This is a genomic window from Cupriavidus sp. FW305-F7 (assembly GCF_058782875.1).
This window is the reverse complement of sequence record NZ_JBYSYC010000012.1, coordinates 116,004-133,192: the sequence shown is the minus strand read 5'-3', so window position 1 is coordinate 133,192 and position 17,189 is coordinate 116,004. Positions and strand designations below refer to the sequence as shown.

The 17,189-nt window shown below is 69.3% G+C and carries 12 protein-coding genes; 7 read left to right on the top strand and 5 right to left on the bottom strand.

Annotated features, from left to right (window positions below):
- Positions 1-19: 19 nt before the first annotated feature.
- Entirely contained in the window at positions 20-1,651 is a 1,632-nt protein-coding gene (mprA, locus tag AC3WL8_RS13880) for an MprA protease, GlyGly-CTERM protein-sorting domain-containing form (protein WP_492378355.1), read from the top strand.
- 18 nt (positions 1,652-1,669) lie between these two features.
- Here mprA and rrtA read toward each other — a convergent pair whose 3' ends face one another.
- Positions 1,670-2,308, bottom strand: coding sequence for a rhombosortase (gene rrtA, locus AC3WL8_RS13875; protein ID WP_211980875.1), 639 nt, complete (start codon positions 2,306-2,308; stop codon positions 1,670-1,672).
- Entirely contained in the window at positions 2,298-5,171 is a 2,874-nt protein-coding gene (gene glnE, locus AC3WL8_RS13870) for a bifunctional [glutamate--ammonia ligase]-adenylyl-L-tyrosine phosphorylase/[glutamate--ammonia-ligase] adenylyltransferase (RefSeq protein ID WP_492378359.1), read from the bottom strand. The genes rrtA and glnE overlap by 11 nt, the downstream gene beginning before the upstream one ends.
- 413 nt (positions 5,172-5,584) lie before the next feature.
- On the opposite strand from glnE, the gene AC3WL8_RS13865 reads away from it, so the two are divergent.
- The 3 genes from AC3WL8_RS13865 to tldD all read left to right on the top strand — a co-directional run bounded on the left by AC3WL8_RS13865 (position 5,585) and on the right by tldD (position 12,183).
- The gene (locus AC3WL8_RS13865; RefSeq protein ID WP_211980873.1) at positions 5,585-9,769 is read left to right on the top strand and encodes a YhdP family protein; all 4,185 of its coding nucleotides are present in this window, start codon (positions 5,585-5,587) and stop codon (positions 9,767-9,769) included.
- A 23-nt stretch (positions 9,770-9,792) separates the two neighbouring features.
- Complete coding sequence (locus AC3WL8_RS13860; RefSeq protein ID WP_013956084.1) at positions 9,793-10,623, top strand: carbon-nitrogen hydrolase family protein; 831 nt, start codon at positions 9,793-9,795, stop codon at positions 10,621-10,623.
- Positions 10,624-10,722: 99 nt separating this feature from the next.
- A complete protein-coding gene (tldD, locus tag AC3WL8_RS13855) occupies positions 10,723-12,183 on the top strand; it encodes a metalloprotease TldD (RefSeq protein WP_211980872.1) in 1,461 nt (486 codons plus the stop codon).
- Between the two features lie 64 nt (positions 12,184-12,247).
- Here tldD and AC3WL8_RS13850 read toward each other — a convergent pair whose 3' ends face one another.
- Complete coding sequence (locus AC3WL8_RS13850) at positions 12,248-13,303, bottom strand: class I SAM-dependent methyltransferase (RefSeq protein WP_013956082.1); 1,056 nt, start codon at positions 13,301-13,303, stop codon at positions 12,248-12,250.
- 122 nt (positions 13,304-13,425) lie between these two features.
- On the opposite strand from AC3WL8_RS13850, the gene AC3WL8_RS13845 reads away from it, so the two are divergent.
- Together AC3WL8_RS13845 and aroG are read left to right on the top strand one after the other, a co-directional pair.
- Positions 13,426-13,671 carry a hypothetical protein gene (locus AC3WL8_RS13845; RefSeq protein ID WP_148271560.1) on the top strand — a complete coding sequence of 82 codons (246 nt, stop codon included), beginning with the start codon at positions 13,426-13,428 and terminating at the stop codon, positions 13,669-13,671.
- 144 nt (positions 13,672-13,815) lie between these two features.
- Positions 13,816-14,895: a 3-deoxy-7-phosphoheptulonate synthase AroG gene (gene aroG, locus AC3WL8_RS13840; RefSeq protein WP_013956081.1), complete on the top strand. Its 1,080-nt coding sequence runs from the start codon at positions 13,816-13,818 to the stop codon at positions 14,893-14,895.
- A 99-nt stretch (positions 14,896-14,994) separates the two neighbouring features.
- Here aroG and AC3WL8_RS13835 read toward each other — a convergent pair whose 3' ends face one another.
- Positions 14,995-15,393 carry a c-type cytochrome gene (locus tag AC3WL8_RS13835; protein ID WP_013956080.1) on the bottom strand — a complete coding sequence of 133 codons (399 nt, stop codon included), beginning with the start codon at positions 15,391-15,393 and terminating at the stop codon, positions 14,995-14,997.
- A 9-nt stretch (positions 15,394-15,402) separates the two neighbouring features.
- Complete coding sequence (locus AC3WL8_RS13830) at positions 15,403-15,750, bottom strand: c-type cytochrome (protein ID WP_013956079.1); 348 nt, start codon at positions 15,748-15,750, stop codon at positions 15,403-15,405.
- Between the two features lie 539 nt (positions 15,751-16,289).
- Here AC3WL8_RS13830 and AC3WL8_RS13825 point away from each other — a divergent pair.
- The gene (locus tag AC3WL8_RS13825; protein ID WP_211980871.1) at positions 16,290-17,180 is read left to right on the top strand and encodes an AAA family ATPase; all 891 of its coding nucleotides are present in this window, start codon (positions 16,290-16,292) and stop codon (positions 17,178-17,180) included.
- Positions 17,181-17,189: the final 9 nt, after the last annotated feature.

Below are 17,189 nucleotides of genomic sequence, written 5' to 3'. Positions count from 1 at the left end.
TACGCCCCAGGAGGAATACATGCCGCAACCCGCGCAGTCCGACTTCCGTAGCAGCCCCGTGACCCGCCGTTGGCGGGCCATTGTCTTCGCCGCCGCTGTGTGCGGCGTGATGCCGGCCAGCGCGGCACTGGCTGCCGGCGCCCATGCCGCACCCGCCTACACTGGCCAGATCATCGTGCGCTGGCGTGACGGCGCCAATGGCACCGCCAGCGATGGCAGCAGCAAGACGCCTGCAGCCGCGGCGGATGCGCTCAAGCAGCTGAGCGAGCGCACCGGCATTGCCGTCACGGCGCGCCGCGCCATGGGCGGCAACCTGCACCTGCTGCAGGTGCCCGACGCACTCGCTGCCGACCCGGAAGCCGCGGCGGCCCGGCTGCGCCAGGACCCACGCATCGCCGATGCCGTGCCCGACCGCTGGCTGAAGCTGCACGACACCGTGCCCAACGATCCCGAGTTCATCTCGCGCCAGCCTTACCTGATGGGTACCGGCACGGCGGTGGGCGGCGTCAACCTGCCGCGCGCGTGGGACCGCAGCCGCGGCAGCAGCGGCGTGGTGATCGCGGTGGTGGACACCGGCATCCTGCCGCACCCCGACCTGGCGGCGCGCGTGTTGCCGGGCTACGACTTCATCAGCAGCAGCACCATTTCCAATGACGGCGACGGCCGCGACGCCGATGCCACCGACGCCGGCGACAATGTCCCGGCCAACTTCACCTGCCCGGGCAGTTCAACGCCCACGCAGACGGCGACCAACAACAGCTGGCACGGCACGCGCGTGGCGAGCGTGCTGGGCGCGCAGACCAACAATGCGCAGGACATCGCGGGCGTCGACTGGAACGCGCGCATCCTGCCCGTGCGCGTCTCGGGCCGCTGCGGCGCGCTGCTGTCCGATACCGTCGACGCCATGCGCTGGGCCGGCGGCTTGTCGGTACCCAACGTGCCGGCCAATGCGACGCCGGCGCGCGTGGTCAATATCAGCCTCGGCGGCGGCACCTGCAGCAGCATTGAGCAACAGGCCGTCAACGACCTGAACGCGCGCGGCGTGGTGGTGGTGGCCGCCGCCGGCAATGAGCGCGGCGCGGTGGAAGCGCCGGGCGACTGCAGCGGCGTGATCGCGGTCACGGCGCATGCCAACGACGGCGAGAATGCCAGCTATGCCAACGTCGGCCCGCAGGTCGCGATCAGCGCGCCGGGCGGCGGATGCGGCAACTCGCAGGTAGTCAATGGGCAGTGCACGACCACGCCCTCGGTCATTCGCACCTTGAACAACGATGGCAAGACTGGCCTTGGCAACTATGTCGTGACGTCATCCGCGGGCACCAGCTTCGCCGCGCCGATGGTTTCGGGCGTGGTGGCCATGATGTTCGCGGTCAATGGTTCGCTGACTCCGGCCCAGGTCACCGCAGCGCTGAAGGCTTCGGCACGCCCGCATCCGTCCGGCACCTATTGCACCACCAATCCGGGCGTCTGCGGCGCCGGCCTGCTCGATGCCGACGGCGCACTGGCGGCCGCGGCGGGCACACCACCGGCGCAGGCTGCGCCGGCACCGGGCAATGGTGGTGGCGGTGGCGGCGGCGCCATTGCGCCCTGGACCGCGATACTGCTGGCGCTGTCCGGCCTGCTGGCCTTCGCGCTGCGGCGTCGCCTGTAACCCCGGCGCCCGGCCGGCTCAGGCGTCGTCGCCGCGGGCCGGGCGACGCGCCAGCCACCACTCCTGCAAGACCCAGCACAGCAGGCCGGCCACGGCGCCGGCCGCGTGCGCGAGGCGCACCACGCCAAATCCCCAGGCCGGTTCGAACACCACCGGCGCCAGCCACGACTGTTCCACCCAGACCTTGGCCAGCACGCCCAGGCATAGCAGCACGCCGGTGACGCGCGCCAGGCCCGATGCCCGCAACAGCGCGAGCGCGCCCCACAGGGCCAGCCCGTGCAAGGCGCCGGAGAGCCCGCCATACCATGCAATCGCCGGCGCGCGCAGCAGCACCACCTGCACGCCGATGCCGCAGGCAACCAGCACCAGCAACAGGGTGTGCGCACGCGCCGCGCGCGCGGCGATGGCCAGCACGCCGGTGGCCGCCAGCGCGTCGGCCAGCCAGTGGTGTCCATCCAGGTGCACCCACATGGCGGTGGCCAGGCGCCACCACTGGCCGTCCAGCCGCACGGCATCGCGCAGGTAGAGGCCATGCGCATGCCACCATGGCATGAAGGTGAACCAGGCCGACAGCGCCCACACCAGCGCGATCGCCGCCAGCAACCCCGGCCACGATGCCCCGGCCGGTGCCGGCGGAACTGCCGCGTCAGGCCTCACCGAACACGGCCTGCCACAGCGCGCGCACCTGTCCGGTCTGCTGCGCCACCGACGCGGGCGCGACGCGCGCATGCGCCTGCCCCTCGAGCCGCAGCTGGTGCTGGCGCGCGCGGAACAGCCGGTAGGCATCGCCCACCGCCAGTGCCAGCGTCGCGTCGATCAGGCCCAGCTCGCCCGCTTCGCGCAGCAGCGCGATATTGCCCGCATTGCGCGTGAGCTGCGGGTGCGCCCGGCTGTGCAGCAGCACCAGGTACTGCACCGTGAATTCGATATCGACCATGCCGCCGCGATCGTGCTTCAGGTCGAACAGGTCGGTCGGGTTGGGATGGCCTTCGGCGACCTTGCGGCGCATCTGCACGATCTCGTCGCGCAGCGCGGCGGCATCGCGTTCCTGGCACAGCACCTCGCCGCGCAGCGCCTCGAAGCGGTCACCGATGGCGGCGTCGCCGGCGCAGAAGCGCGCGCGCGTCAGCGCCTGGTGTTCCCACACCCAGGCGGTGTTGTCGCCTTCGCGCAGCTGGTAGCGGCGGAACGCCTCGAAACTGGTCACCAGCAGGCCGGCCGCGCCGTTGGGGCGCAGCCGCGTGTCGACGTCGAACAGCGCACCGGCGGCGGTATGGCTGGTCAGCCAGGTAATCAGCCGGCGCGCATAGGCGGCGTAGACGTCGGGCGCGCGCTCATGGTCGTCGTCGTACAGGAAGATGATGTCCAGGTCCGAGGCATAGCCCAGTTCCTTGCCGCCCAGCCGGCCGTAGGCGATCACCGCGAAGCGCGGCGTGTCGCGGTGGCGCGTGGCCAGCTGGCGCCAGACCGTTGCCAGCGTGGCCTCGAGCATGGCATCGGCCAGGTCGGACAGGCGGTCGGCCACCTGCTCCACCGTCAGCATGCCCTGCAGGTCCTGCAGCAGCACTCGGAAGGTCTCGACATGATGCTCGCGCCGCAGGATGTCCATCTGCTGCTCGATCTGGCCTTCGGCGGCCAGCAGCCGTTCATGCAGGCGCTTGCGGAAGGCGGCCCAGTCGGGCGCGCCGGCCAGCGCATCGCTGTCGAGCAGTTCGTCCAGCAGCTGCGGGTGCCGCGTCAGGTAGGCCGCGGCCCAGCGCGAGGCATGCAGCGTCTGCGCGACGCGGTCCATCGCCTGCGGATACTCGGACAGCAACGACAGGTAGGAGGCGCGGCGGCTGATCGCCTCGAGGAAGTCGATAAAGCGCGCGATGGTGCTGTCGGCGTCGTCCTGGCGCGCGGCCAGGTCCAGCGCGCGGTTCACCAGCTGATCGAAGCGCGCGCGGCTGGACTCGGACAGCGCGCGGTAGCGCAGCGACGAGGCGATCGCGCGCAGCCGGTCCAGCAGCCCGTTGCAGTCGGTGAAGCCGGCGGCCTGCAGGCGCTGACAGGGCGCGGCGTCATCGTCGCAGGCCGCGTCGTCCTGCTTCTGTTCCAGGTTGTCCTGCGCTTGCGCGGCGTTGTCGTCGAACACGATGCCCGGCCACAGCGCTTCGCACGGGGCGGCATCGGGATCCGAGAAGGTGGCTTCGAACTGCTGCGCCACCGGCTCCTGCAGCGCCGCGAGGCGCGCCAGCAGTTCCTGCCAGTCGGCGCAACCCATCATCCGCGCCACCGCCAGTTGTTCGTCGGGCGAAGTCGGAAGGTGGTGGGTCTGGGCGTCGTCGCGGTACTGCAGCCGGTGTTCGAGCTGGCGCAGGAAACGGTAGGCATCGCCGAGCTGCTCGGCCTGGCCGGCGGGCAACAGCCCGCGATCGACCGCCACCGCCAGCACTTCCAGCGTCGGGCGCACGCGCAGCACCGGGTCCTGGCCGCCGCGGATCAGCTGGAACACCTGCGCCATGAATTCGATCTCGCGGATGCCGCCGCGGCCCAGCTTGATATTGAACGAACGCTGGTTGACGCCGTGCCCCGCCAGCCCGCCGCTGCGCTTGGCGGCCTCGCTGCGGATCTGCGCATGCAGCGAGCGGATGGCGGCGATCACGCCATAGTCCAGGTAGCGACGGAACACGAAGGGCGTGGTCAGCCGCGCCAGCAGGCTGGCGGTGCGCTGCGCGTGCGGCGTGTCGAGCGCCGACACCACGCGGCCCTTGATCCAGGCATAGCGCTCCCACTCGCGCCCCTGCACCACCAGGTATTCCTCCAGCATGCCCAGGCTGCACGCGAGCGGGCCGGCATCGCCGTTGGGGCGCAGCCGCATGTCGACGCGGAACACATAGCCATCGGCGGTCACCTCGGCCAGCAGGTTGATCAGGCGGCGGCCGAGACGAATGAAGTACTCGTGGTTGGACAGGCTGCGCGAGCCGCCCTGGGTCTCGCCGTCCTCGTCATAGAGAAAGATCAGGTCGATGTCGGACGAGACATTGAGCTCGCGCCCGCCCAGCTTGCCCATGCCCACCACCACCAGCTCCTGCACCTCGCCGCTTTGGGCGCCGACCGGGCGCCCGAAGGTGGCGGCCAGGTCGTCGCCCAGCATCGCCAGGCCATGCTGGATCGCCAGCTCGGCCAGGTCGGTCATGGCGCCGGTGACCTCGCCCAGCGTGGCCAGGCCGCGCAAATCGCGCTCGATCACCGCGCACATCACTTCGGCGCGCAGACGGCGCAGGGTGCGTTTGGCGGATTCCTCGGCATCGGCCGAGGGCTCGTGCAGCGCCTGCAGCCGCGCCTGCATCCAGGCGCGCGTCAGCGGCTGGGCGGCCGCGGCGGCCAGGACGGCCGGCAAATCCGGCCGGGCCTGCAGCACGCGGCGCGCGTAGTGCGAATACGCAGCCGAGTACAATACGTGGCCGCCCGCTTGGCCAACCCCGTCAGCCGGCTGCAGCGCCTGCGCCGCGGTGATGGCAAAGGCGCCGGCAGCCATGGTGCCGGGGCCCGGCCCTGGCTGCGCATTCGCTGGATTGGCCGGATCCGGTGTGGCGCGCGCGCCATGTTGGTCAGCAGCGTCGCCAGCGGCGGAACTCGTCGGTTCAGAGGCAGTCATTCCAGTATTTGAAATGCGAGAAAAGGTGCGGCCCGTGGTTCGCCCCGCGGTTCACCCGATGCTCGCGTCCTGTTGTCCGCGCAGCGGGCGCGCCATCGTCGCTATTGTCGCGTTGGGTGCGCGCAGCTTGCGCGTTCTTGTTTCAGCCGGCCGGGCACCAGATTGGAGAGCGGCTAGTATTGTCGGATAATCTGCGCATGTCCAGCCGCGCCCCACCACCCGCTGATGGTTCCCCCCCCAATTGCGGCGCGGGCGGGCCGGAGGCCGCCTCCACCCTGGCCCCGCCACACGCCGTGAATCCCCCGGCCAACGATGCCGCCAGCGCCCGGCGCAGCGGTTCCGCCCGCGCACGCGCGGGCACGTTCCTGCGCGCCTGCGCGCGCGGCGTGGCGGCAGCCGTGCGCCACCCGTTCTGGCGCGGGCTGGGCCGCGCGCTGGTGCGGCTGGCACTGGTGCTGGCCGCGCTGGCGCTGGTGGCGGGCCTGCTGATCCGCTTCGTGCTGTGGCCACAGGCATCCACCGCGCGCCAGTGGCTGGAAGAGCGCGGCTCGGTGGCGCTCTCGGCCAAGGTCAGCATCGGCGCGCTCGATACCTACTGGGACGGCTGGCACCCAGCCTTCCGCGCCCGCGGCCTGCGCGCCGTGGACCCCGAACGGCGCGTGCTGCTTGCGGCCGCCACGCTCGACGGCAAGCTGTCGTGGCGTTCGCTGTTCAGTATGAACCTGCAGTTCGTCAGCCTAGGCGCGACCAGCACCGACATCCTGGTGCGGCGCACGCCCGAGGGCAGGCTGCTGGTGGGCGGCATGGTGGTGGACGCGACCGGCGGCCAGCAGGACGACGACCGCTTCCTGGGCTGGCTGATGTCGCAGGGGCGCGTGGCGCTGTCCGACGGCAAGCTGCGCTGGCTGGACGAAAAGGCAGGCCTGCCGCAGCTCGATATCGGCGAGATCCGCCTCGATACCCGCCGCGATGGCGTGCGCCATACGCTGGAACTGGAAGCGCGCTCGCCGGCGCTGGGGCCGAGCCCCCTGGTAGTGCAGTCCACCTTCCGCAACGACTACCTGCACAGCGCCGGCAACTGGCGCTACTGGACCGGGCAGGCCAGCTGGGACCTCGGCCAGCTGCAGTTGCCGGTGCTGCAGCGCTACCTGGCGATGTTCGAGCGCGTCGCCAGCGGCACCTTCAGCACCGACGGCAGCATTGAATTCCGCCAGGGCCGCATCGTGCGCAGCCAGACCCGGCTGCGCGCCAGCGGCGTCGACCTGCAGCTGGCCGGCGCCTCCGCCCCGCTGCGCCTGGCCAATGCGCAGGCCTTCCTGCTGCACCGGACCGAGCGTGACGGCAGCAACCTGCTGACCGTCGACACCCTGCTCTGGCAACCCCTGCCCGCCAGCGACGATGAGGGCACCCCCGCCGACAGCACCTGGCGCGAAGGCATGCGCAAGGTCACCCTCGGCTGGGCCACCGCCAATGACGGCACCCTGCGCAAGTTCTCGCTGAAGGCGCCCACGCTGGACCTGAACACGGTGCGCGCGGTGTCCAGCTCGATGCCGCTGGACACCGCGGTGCTGCGCCGGCTGCGCGCGCTGCAGCCGGCGGGCCACATCGACAACCTGAACGTGACCTGGAGCCGCGATCGCGCCGGCATGCTCGAGCGCGGCGGCGGCAAGCCGCTCTACAGCGTGCAGGGCACGCTGCGCGACGTCTCGGTCAATGGCCAGCCGGCCGTGCCCGCGATGGACGCCAGCGGTCACCCGCGGCTGGGCACGCCCGGCTTCTCGCACCTGTCCGGCACCTTCTCCTTCGATGACCAGCAGGGCAATGCCCGCTTCGAAGGCAATGACGCGGCACTGGTGCTGCCCGGCCTGTTCGAGGAGCCGCGGCTGCCGTTCGACCAGATCGGCGGCGAAGTGCACTGGACCCACACCGGCGGCAAGCTCGCGGTCACGCTGGACGGCGTGCGCTTTGCCAATGCCGATGCGGCCGGCTCGGTGCGCGGCACCTGGCGCGCAGGCGGCGACGGTGTATCCGGCATCGCCAACCTGACCGGTGACATGACCCGCGCCCAGGTGGCGCGCGTGCCGCGTTACCTGCCGCTGAGCATTCCGGCCGGCACCCGGCACTACCTGGCCGGCGCGCTGGCGGGCGGCGAAGCGGCCGGCGTGAGCTTCGTGCTGCGCGGCGACCTGGCGCATTTCCCGTTCCGTGCCCCGCACGAGAAGGCCGGCGAGTTCCGCGTCGAGGTGCCGATCGAACACGTCAGCTACCAGATCGCCCCGCATGAGACCGCGAGCGGCACCACCGCCGGCGTACAGGCGTGGCCCACGTTCACCGACATTGCCGGGCGGGTCGTGTTCGACCGCGGCGGCATGACGTTCCTGGCGAGCCGGGCCACGGTCCAAGATATCCCCGGCGTCACGCTACAGGACGTCAAGGGCCGCATCGACGACCTTGGCCCGCACGGCAAGCTGGTGATCGACGGCGGCGCCAGCGGACCGGTGCAGGGCTTCCTGCGCTACATCAACGCTTCGCCGGTGCGCGAATGGACCGCGCACGTGGCCGATGCGGCGCAGGCCAACGGCAACGGCGAGCTCAGGCTCAAGCTCGACATGCCGCTGGAACACGCCAATGCCGCCAAGGTGGACGGCCGCTTCCGCTTCCCCGGCAACGAAGTCGTGCTCAGCCCGCAGTTGCCGCAACTGGGCCATGCCAACGGCACCATCACGTTCAACGAACACGGTTTCGGGCTGGAGAACATGCGCGCCCGCTTCCTCGGTGGCGAGATCCGGCTCGGCGGCGGCACCCAGCCGGACGGCGCCACGCACGTCACCGCCAGCGGCAGCGTCTCGGCCGCGGGGCTACGCGAGGCTGCCGCGGGCTCGGCGCTGGCGCCGGTGGCCGCGCGGCTCGAAGGCAGCACCAGCTACAGCGCCGTGATCGCCACGCGCGAGCGCCAGCTGCAGGTGCAGCTGAGCTCCGAACTGAATGGCATGGCGAGCGGCCTGCCCGCGCCCCTGGCCAAGGCCGCGGCGCAAGACCTGGCGCTGCGCGTGGACCTGCGCCCGGCCAGCGCCCCGGGCCGCGCCGGCGCCAGCGAACTGGTGGTGCAGCTGGGCCATGCGCTGAACGCGCGCTACCTGCTGCGCCGCGACCAGGGCGGCGGCATCGACGTGCTCGCCGGCGGCATCGGCGTGCAGCAGGCGGCGCCGCTGCCTGCGGCCGGTGTCAGCGCCGCGGCCACCTTCGACCAGCTCGATATCGATGCGTGGCGGGCGGCCTTCGGTGGCGGTGCCGGCACCGCGGGCCCCGCTGAGGCGCCCTCGCCCTTCCTGCCTGGCCGCATTGCGCTGCGCGCGCGAGCGCTGCACGCCATGGGCCGCACGCTGGATGAGGTGGTGCTCGACGCCAACCGCGAGGCCGGTGGCTGGAACGCTAAGATCGACTCGCGCCAGGTGGCCGGCGCGGTGCAGTGGCGTCCGGCCGGGCCCTCGGCCACCGGGTCGCTGCAACTGCGCCTGGCGCGCCTGAACGTGCCCGATGCCAGCGACGAGCACAACGTGGTGGACGCGCTTGCCAGCAGCATCGACGAGCTGCCCGCGATCGACCTGGTGGCCGATCAGTTCATGCTGCGCGGGCATGACTTCGGCAAGCTTGAGGTCAAGGCCCATACCGGCACCAGCGCTGCCGACCCGGTCTGGACCCTGGACAAGCTGCAGATCGAGCAGCCCGGCGCCACCCTGACCGGCAGCGGCAGCTGGCGCGTGCCGCGCCGGCTGCGCGCCGACGCCAATGCCGAGCGCCGCACCCTGTTGTCCTTCACCATCGACGTGCGCGATGCCGGCGCCACGCTGGACCGGCTGGGCCTGGCACACACGCTGAGCGACGGCAAGGGCAAGCTCGAAGGCCGCGTGGCCTGGCGCGGCTCGCCGCTGTCGATCGACTACCCGACGCTGTCGGGCAAGCTGTCGCTGGACCTGGAGAATGGCCAGATCCTGAGCGTGGACCCCGGCGCGGCGCGGCTGCTGGGCGTGCTCAGCCTGCAGGGCCTGCTGCGCTTTGCCACGCTGGACTTCCGCACCCTGTCGGGCCGCGGGCTGGTGTTCGACCGCATTGCCGGCACCGGCACGATCGAGAACGGCGTCGGCACGATCCAGGACTTCGAGCTCAGGAGCCCGCAGATCATGGCCAGCATGAGCGGCACCGCCAACCTGCTGCGCGAGACCCAGGACCTGCGCGTGGAGGTGGTGCCGCGCATCAACGCCACCTCCACCTCGATCGCGGCCGCCTTCATCAACCCGGTGCTGGGCATCGGCACGCTGGCCGCGCAACTGCTGTTTGCCGACGAGTTCTCCAAGGTGTTCACCCAGCACTACCGCATCAGCGGTAGCTGGGCTAACCCGCAGATCGGCAAACTGGAGGACAATAAGGCGCAAGCCCCGACCTTCCAGAACCGCGCCGACCCCGCCTTCCCGCGCTGAGGAAAACAACGCCCGCCCCGCCTATGACTGCACCCGCCGCCCCCGCCCCGTTCCGCGTTGCCGCCATCCAGACCGTGACAGGCACCTCGCTCGATGCCAACCTGGCGCGCGCCGGCGCGCTGATCGCCGAGGCCGCCGCCGGCGGCGCCGCGCTGGTGCTGCTGCCCGAATACTTCTGCATGATGGGCCGCTCCGAATCGGACAAGGTGGCGGTGCGCGAGCATGACGGCGACGGCCCGGTGCAGCAGTTCCTGGCCGATACGGCACGCCGCCACGGCATCTGGCTGGTCGGCGGCACGCTGCCGATGTGGTGCGACGACCCGGCGCGCGTGTACAACACCTCGCTCGCCTTCAACCCGCGCGGCGAGCGCGTGGCGCGCTACGACAAGATCCACCTGTTCGGCTTTACCCGCGGCACTGAAAGCTACGACGAGTCGCGCACCATCCTGGCCGGGCGCACGCCGGTCAGCTTCGATGCGCCCTGCGGCCGGGTGGCGATGTCGGTGTGCTACGACCTGCGCTTCCCCGAGCTTTACCGCGGACTGGCCGCCGGCGACGGCACCAGCTTGATTCTGATGCCGGCCGCCTTCACCTACACCACGGGGCAGGCGCACTGGGAGATCCTGCTGCGCGCCCGCGCCATTGAAAACCAATGCTATGTGCTGGCCGCGGCACAGGGCGGCAAGCATGAGAACGGCCGGCGCACCTGGGGCCATTCGATGCTGGTCGATCCGTGGGGCGAGGTCCTGGCAACGCTGCCTGAAGGCGAAGGCGTGGTCGGCGGCGTGATCGACCCCGCGCGCCTGGCAGAGGTCCGGCAGAACCTGCCGGCACTGCGACACCGGGTGCTGTAGCATGTACGCAACCGCGGGGGCCGCCACCGGCGCCCGCCCAGAGAATTTTTTGCCGCGCCGGCCGCAAGCCGGCGCGTTCCCAGGAAGAAAGGACATCTCATGAACGCCGGCGATCTCGGAATCCGCAACCTGGCCACCGCGCAGCAACTGCTGCTGACACCGTACGGCCTGGACGAGGCTAAGCTCCAGCGCGTGCTGGCCGATATCTTCACGCACAAGGTCGACTATGCCGACCTGTACTTCCAGTACACCCGCAACGAGGCCTGGAGCCTGGAAGAAGGCATCGTCAAGTCGGGCAGCTTCAGCATCGACCAGGGCGTGGGCGTGCGCGCGGTCTCGGGCGACCGCACCGCCTTCGCCTATTCGGACGACATCAGCCTGGCGGCGCTGTCGCAGGCCGCGGCGGCCACGCGCACCATCGGCCGTGCCGGCAGCGGCCGCGTCAAGGTGGCCGGCGAGCTGGCCACGCACGCCGGGCGCAACCTGTACACGCCCAACGACCCGCTCGACTCCATGAGCGCGGCCGAGAAGGTGGCGCTGCTGGAGCGCGTCGAGCGCATGGCGCGCGCCAAGGATCCGCGCGTGGTGCAAGTGATGGCAGGCCTGGCCGGCGAATACGACGTGGTGCTGGTGGCGCGCAGCGACGGCGTGATCGCCGCCGACGTGCGTCCGCTGGTGCGGGTCTCGGTCACGGTGATCGCCGAACACGGCGGGCGCCGCGAGGTCGGCTCTTCCGGCGGCGGCGGCCGCTATGCCTATGGCTACTTCACCGACGAGCTGCTGCAGAAGTATGTGGACGAGGCCGTCTCTTCGGCCCTGGTCAACCTGGACGCGCGCCCGGCCCCGGCCGGCGCGATGACCGTGGTGCTGGGCCCGGGCTGGCCTGGCGTGCTGCTGCATGAAGCCGTCGGCCACGGCCTGGAGGGCGACTTCAACCGCAAGGGCTCGTCGGCCTTTGCCGGCCGCATGGGCGAACGCGTCGCGGCCAAGGGCGTGACCGTGGTCGACGACGGCACGCTGGCCAACCGCCGCGGCTCGCTCAACCTGGACGACGAAGGCAACCCGACCCAGTGCACCACGCTGATCGAGGACGGCATCCTGCGCGGCTATATCCAGGACACGCTCAACGCGCGCCTGATGAAGATGCCGGTCACCGGCAACGCGCGCCGCGAAAGCTATGCCGCGCTGCCGATGCCGCGCATGACCAACACCTACATGCTCAACGGCGACAGGGATCCGCAGGAAATCATCGCCAGCGTCAAGCGCGGCCTGTATGCGGTCAACTTCGGCGGCGGCCAGGTGGACATCACCAACGGCAAGTTCGTGTTCTCGGCCAGCGAGGCCTACATGATCGAGGATGGCAAGATCACCTATCCGGTCAAGGGCGCGACGCTGGTCGGCAACGGCCCGGAATCGCTGAAGGACGTCACCATGATCGGCAACGACATGCGCCTGGACTCGGGCGTCGGCGTCTGCGGCAAGGAGGGCCAGAGCGTGCCGGTGGGCGTGGGCCAGCCGACGCTGCGCATCGAGAACATGACGGTGGGCGGCACCGCCTGAGCGGTCCGGCGATGACGAAGACGGGACCCCGCGGGGTCCCGTTTTTCATGGGATCGTCCCAGCCTTACGGCCGCACTTCATACACCAAATTGAACGGCGTCTGCGCCGCGCGGCGAAAACTGCGGAAGCCGGCCTGCTCAACCACCGCGCGCATGCGCGTCTCGCCCGCCTGCGCGCCCAGGCACAGGCCAACTTCCTGCGCGCGCGACGCCGGCGTGCAGATGAAGGTGGACGCGGAATAGAACACCCGGCCGACCGGGTTGAGGTTCTGCTCCAGCGTGTCGTTGGCAAACGGCTCCACGATCATCCAGGCGCCATCGGCACGCAGGGTCTCGCGCACGTGGCGCGCCGCGCCGACCGGATCGCCCATGTCGTGCAGGCAGTCGAACACCGCCACCAGGTCATAGTCCTTGCCGCCGTAGTCCTTGGCGGTGGCCACTTCGAAGCGCACGCGCTCGGCCACGCCGGCGCGGCGCGCGGCTTCGGCGGCATGGCGCACCGAAGGCTCGTGGTAGTCGAAACCGACAAAGCGCGAGGCCGGATACGCCTGCGCCATGATGATGGTCGACGCGCCGTGGCCGCAGCCCACGTCCGCCACCGACGCGCCCGCCTTGAGCCGCGCCTCCACGCCGTCCAGCGCGGGAATCCATTCGGAGACCAGGTGCGCCGCGTAGCCGGGCCGGAAGAAGCGCTCGGTGCCGTGGAACAGCGCGGGATCGTGCTCGTGCCAGCCCAGCCCGCGGCCGTTGCGGAAGATATCGATCATCTTCGGGATGGCGCGGAACTGCGCCACCGCGATCTGGAACGCGCCCGGGATAAATGCGAGGCTGCCCTCCTGCGCCAGCGCATAGGCCTGCTCTTCGTTCAGGCTGAACTGCCCGGTTGCCGGGTCATAGTCGACATAGCCGCTGGCCGCCTGAGCCGACAGCCATTCGCGCAGGTAGCGCACGTCGGTATGGGTTTTTGCCGCCAGCACTTCTGCGGTCATGGCTTTTTCCGCCATCGCCTTGTACAGGCCGAGTTCATCGCCCACGACCACGGTCGCGGCATGCATCACCGCGCCGATATCGTTGATGAATTTTTCCATGAAGGCATTCAGCCTCGCTTCATCGACGCTCATGATGCACCTCCCCGTGCTCACCGCTCCCCGGTTCCAATATAGCCCCCGGTTATGTTGGGAAAAGCCGAAAAGCGGCGGCGGGACAAGGCTTGCGCGGCAAGGCTGCAAGCCGCCGGAGATCGGTGCGCCAGCGCACCGCATGGCCTCGTCGACACTTGCCAACCCTGGCAAAAGGCGCTATAAAGATGCTTCGCCGCGCGATAAGCAACGGACGCACGCCGAAAATTGACCGACCGGCGCGCAATTTCCTGCCTTTCTGCTACGCAGTGCAGCATAAATTCGGCGCCCACGACGATAATCGATTCAAGCTGACCCAAGCCAACGCCTTTTTCCGCCATGTCCGCCAAGTTTTACTTTTACTTTTTTAGCGATCTCACACCGCTGGCGGATAGGGAGGGACGGCTGTAAGCAGCGCCCCGAATACAAAAAAGACCGCCAGCGACCCTGGCGGTTTTTTTATACCTGTTTGTTACCCCACACACTCACGACCTCACAAGATTCCTGGAGCCATCATGCTGAAGAACACCGACGACCTGCGCATTCGCGAACTCAAGGAACTGCTGCCGCCCGCGCACCTGATCCGCGAGTTCGGCTGCTCCGAACAGGCTTCGGACGTGATCTACGGCGCGCGCCAGGCCATGCACCGCATCCTGCACGGCATGGATGACCGCCTGATCGTCATCATCGGCCCGTGCTCGATCCACGATACCCGCGCCGCGCTGGACTACGCCAAGCTGCTCAAGGTCCAGCGCGACCGCTTCGCCGGCGAGCTGGAGGTGGTGATGCGCGTGTACTTCGAGAAGCCGCGCACCACGGTGGGCTGGAAGGGGCTGATCAACGATCCGCACATGGATGGCAGCTTCAAGATCAACGATGGCCTGCGCACCGCGCGCGAGCTGCTGCTGAACATCAGCGAGATGGGCGTGCCCACCGGCACCGAGTACCTCGACATGATCAGCCCGCAATACATCGCCGACCTGGTCAGCTGGGGCGCGATCGGCGCCCGCACCACCGAGTCGCAGGTGCACCGCGAACTCGCTTCCGGGCTGTCGTGCCCGGTGGGCTTCAAGAACGGCACCGACGGCAACGTCAAGATCGCGGTCGATGCGATCAAGGCCGCGTCGCAGCCGCACCATTTCCTGTCGGTGACCAAGGGCGGCCACTCGGCAATCGTGTCGACCTCGGGCAACGAGGACTGCCACGTGATCCTGCGCGGCGGCAAGGCGCCCAACTACGACGCAGCCAGCGTGCAGGAAGCGTGCGACGCCATCGCCAAGGCCGGCCTGGCCTCGCGCCTGATGGTCGATGCCTCGCACGCCAACAGCAGCAAGCGGCATGAGAACCAGATCCCGGTGTGCGAGGACATCGGCCGCCAGATCGCCGGCGGCGACCAGCGCATCATCGGCGTGATGGTGGAATCGCACCTGGTGGCGGGCCGCCAGGACCACGTGCAGGGCCAGCCGGTCGAGGAACTGACCTACGGCCAGTCCGTGACCGATGCCTGCATCGGCTGGGACGACTCGGTCAAGGTGCTCGAGGGCCTGGCCGAGTCGGTGCGCCAGCGCCGGCTGGCCTCGGGCAGCGGCAACTGATGCCGCGGCGGGGCCCGGGCCCCGCGCTGCCGCACACAACAAAAAGCCGCTTCCAGGGAAGCGGCTTTTTGGCATCGGCACGGCAGCCGCCGCGCGTTCTTACTTCTTGAGCACCAGGTCGCCAGGCAGCGACTCGATGTAGGCGGCGATGTCCTTCAGCTCCTTGCGGGTGAACGGGCGCGGCTTGCCGTCCTTGTCGGTCACGGCCGGATTGGCGTTGACCTGACCGGCCATGATGGCGTTGGAGCGGCCCACCAGGGCGTTGCCCGACACCTGGTACGACGCCAGCGCGTGGTACAGGTAGTCGGCGTGCTGACCCGCCAGCTTGGGGTAGTCCGGCGAGATCGGGGCGTTCAGGCCCGCGCCATGGCAGGCCACGCAGGCGCCCTTTTCCACCAGCGCCTTGCCGGCGGCAAGGTCGGCGGCCGAGGCCGGCATCGCGGCAGCACCCAGCACGAGTGCGCCGAGCGCGAACGAAAGCGTCTTGAGCGTATTCATGAGGGTCTCTTACTTGAGGGAATTGTTCTGCGTACCGGCCTTCTGCTGCGAGTAGTAGGCCGCCACGTTGGCGATGTCCTGCTCGGTCAGCGTCGCGGCGATGCTGCGCATGGTCGGGTGCTTGCGCTCGCCCTTCTGGTAGGCCTTGAGCGCGTTCTCGATGTACTTGGCGCTCTGGCCGCCCAGCATCGGCACTTCATAGATTTCGGGGAATGACGCACGGTAGCCCGGAATGCCGTGGCATCCGATGCACATTGCAACCTTGTCCTTGGCAGCGTCTCCATTGCCCTTGACTTCCTGTGCCTGCGCAGCCGTTGCAGCCGCGCCCAGCACCACCATCGTGAGGAGCTTTTTCATTGTCTTTGCGGATTGGAAGTTAAACCGTGTGACCTGCCCTGCCGGGCGGAGACGGTTTCAGAATGCTTCTGCGGGGAAAACCAGGGCAGCCGGACGGATTGCCGAGGTGCAACCCGCCAGACATGTCGCATCCGCTCTGTTGCAGGGATGTGGAACACCATTCTGGAACCACCTCTCGCAATCGCCGCGACCCGGAAGGGCCGCTGGGACTTCTGAACGCGGACTGCCGGATGCTGGAGAACTGGACGTGGGGGCGCGTCAAACCGCCGCATTGTACCGCAGCCGGCACCTGCCAGTCCAGCAACCGGCCCGGACCACCGACGGCCTGTCAGCGTGCCCCAACACGAACCGCAAAGGTCTTTTATACTGGCTGATCCCGGGAATCTGCACGACCGTTCGCGAATGCTGCCGCCAGCAGCTTGCGGGCGCCCTGCACCGGACCCTGTTTCCATAATGAAAGCGCGCATGACAGCGCGAAGAGACCGCGCCAAGCACGCCAACCCGGCCCTCGATCCGAGGCCGTCACCTCAGGTTGCCTCATGTCAAACACCGCCAACGCTTCCACCCAAGCTTCCATCGCCCAGCAGGCCCGTTTCGAGGGCAGCGACCAGTATGTCGCCACCGACGACCTCAAGCTGGCCGTCAATGCCGCGCGCACGCTGCAGCGCCCGCTGCTGATCAAGGGCGAGCCCGGCACCGGCAAGACCATGCTGGCCGAGGAAGTCGCCGCCGCGCTGGGCATGCCGCTGCTGCAGTGGCATATCAAGTCGACCACCAAGGCGCAGCAGGGCCTGTATGAGTACGACGCGGTGTCGCGCCTGCGCGACTCGCAACTGGGCGATGACCGAGTCCACGACATCCGCAACTACATCGTCAAGGGCGTGCTGTGGCAGGCCTTTGATGGCGACGAGCAGGTCGTGCTGCTGATCGACGAGATCGACAAGGCCGACATCGAATTCCCCAACGACCTGCTGCGCGAACTCGACCGCATGGAGTTCTATGTCTACGAGACGCGCGAACTGGTCAAGGCGAAGCATCGCCCGCTGGTGATCATCACCTCGAACAACGAGAAGGAGCTGCCCGACGCCTTCCTGCGCCGCTGCTTCTTCCACTACATCAAGTTCCCCGATGCCGAGACGATGCAGCAGATCGTCGACGTGCACTACCCCGGCATCAAGCGCGAGCTGGTAGCTGCCGCGCTGGAATCGTTCTACGAGATGCGCAACCTGCCGGGCCTGAAGAAGAAGCCGTCCACCTCCGAACTGATCGACTGGCTCAAGCTGCTGATGTCCGAGGACATCCCGCCCGAGGCGCTGAAGAGCCCGGACAAGAAGGCCGCGATTCCGCCGCTGCATGGCGCGCTGCTGAAGAACGAGCAGGACGTGCACCTGTTCGAGCGCCTGGTGTTCATGAACCGCGCCAACCGCTGAGGCACCGCC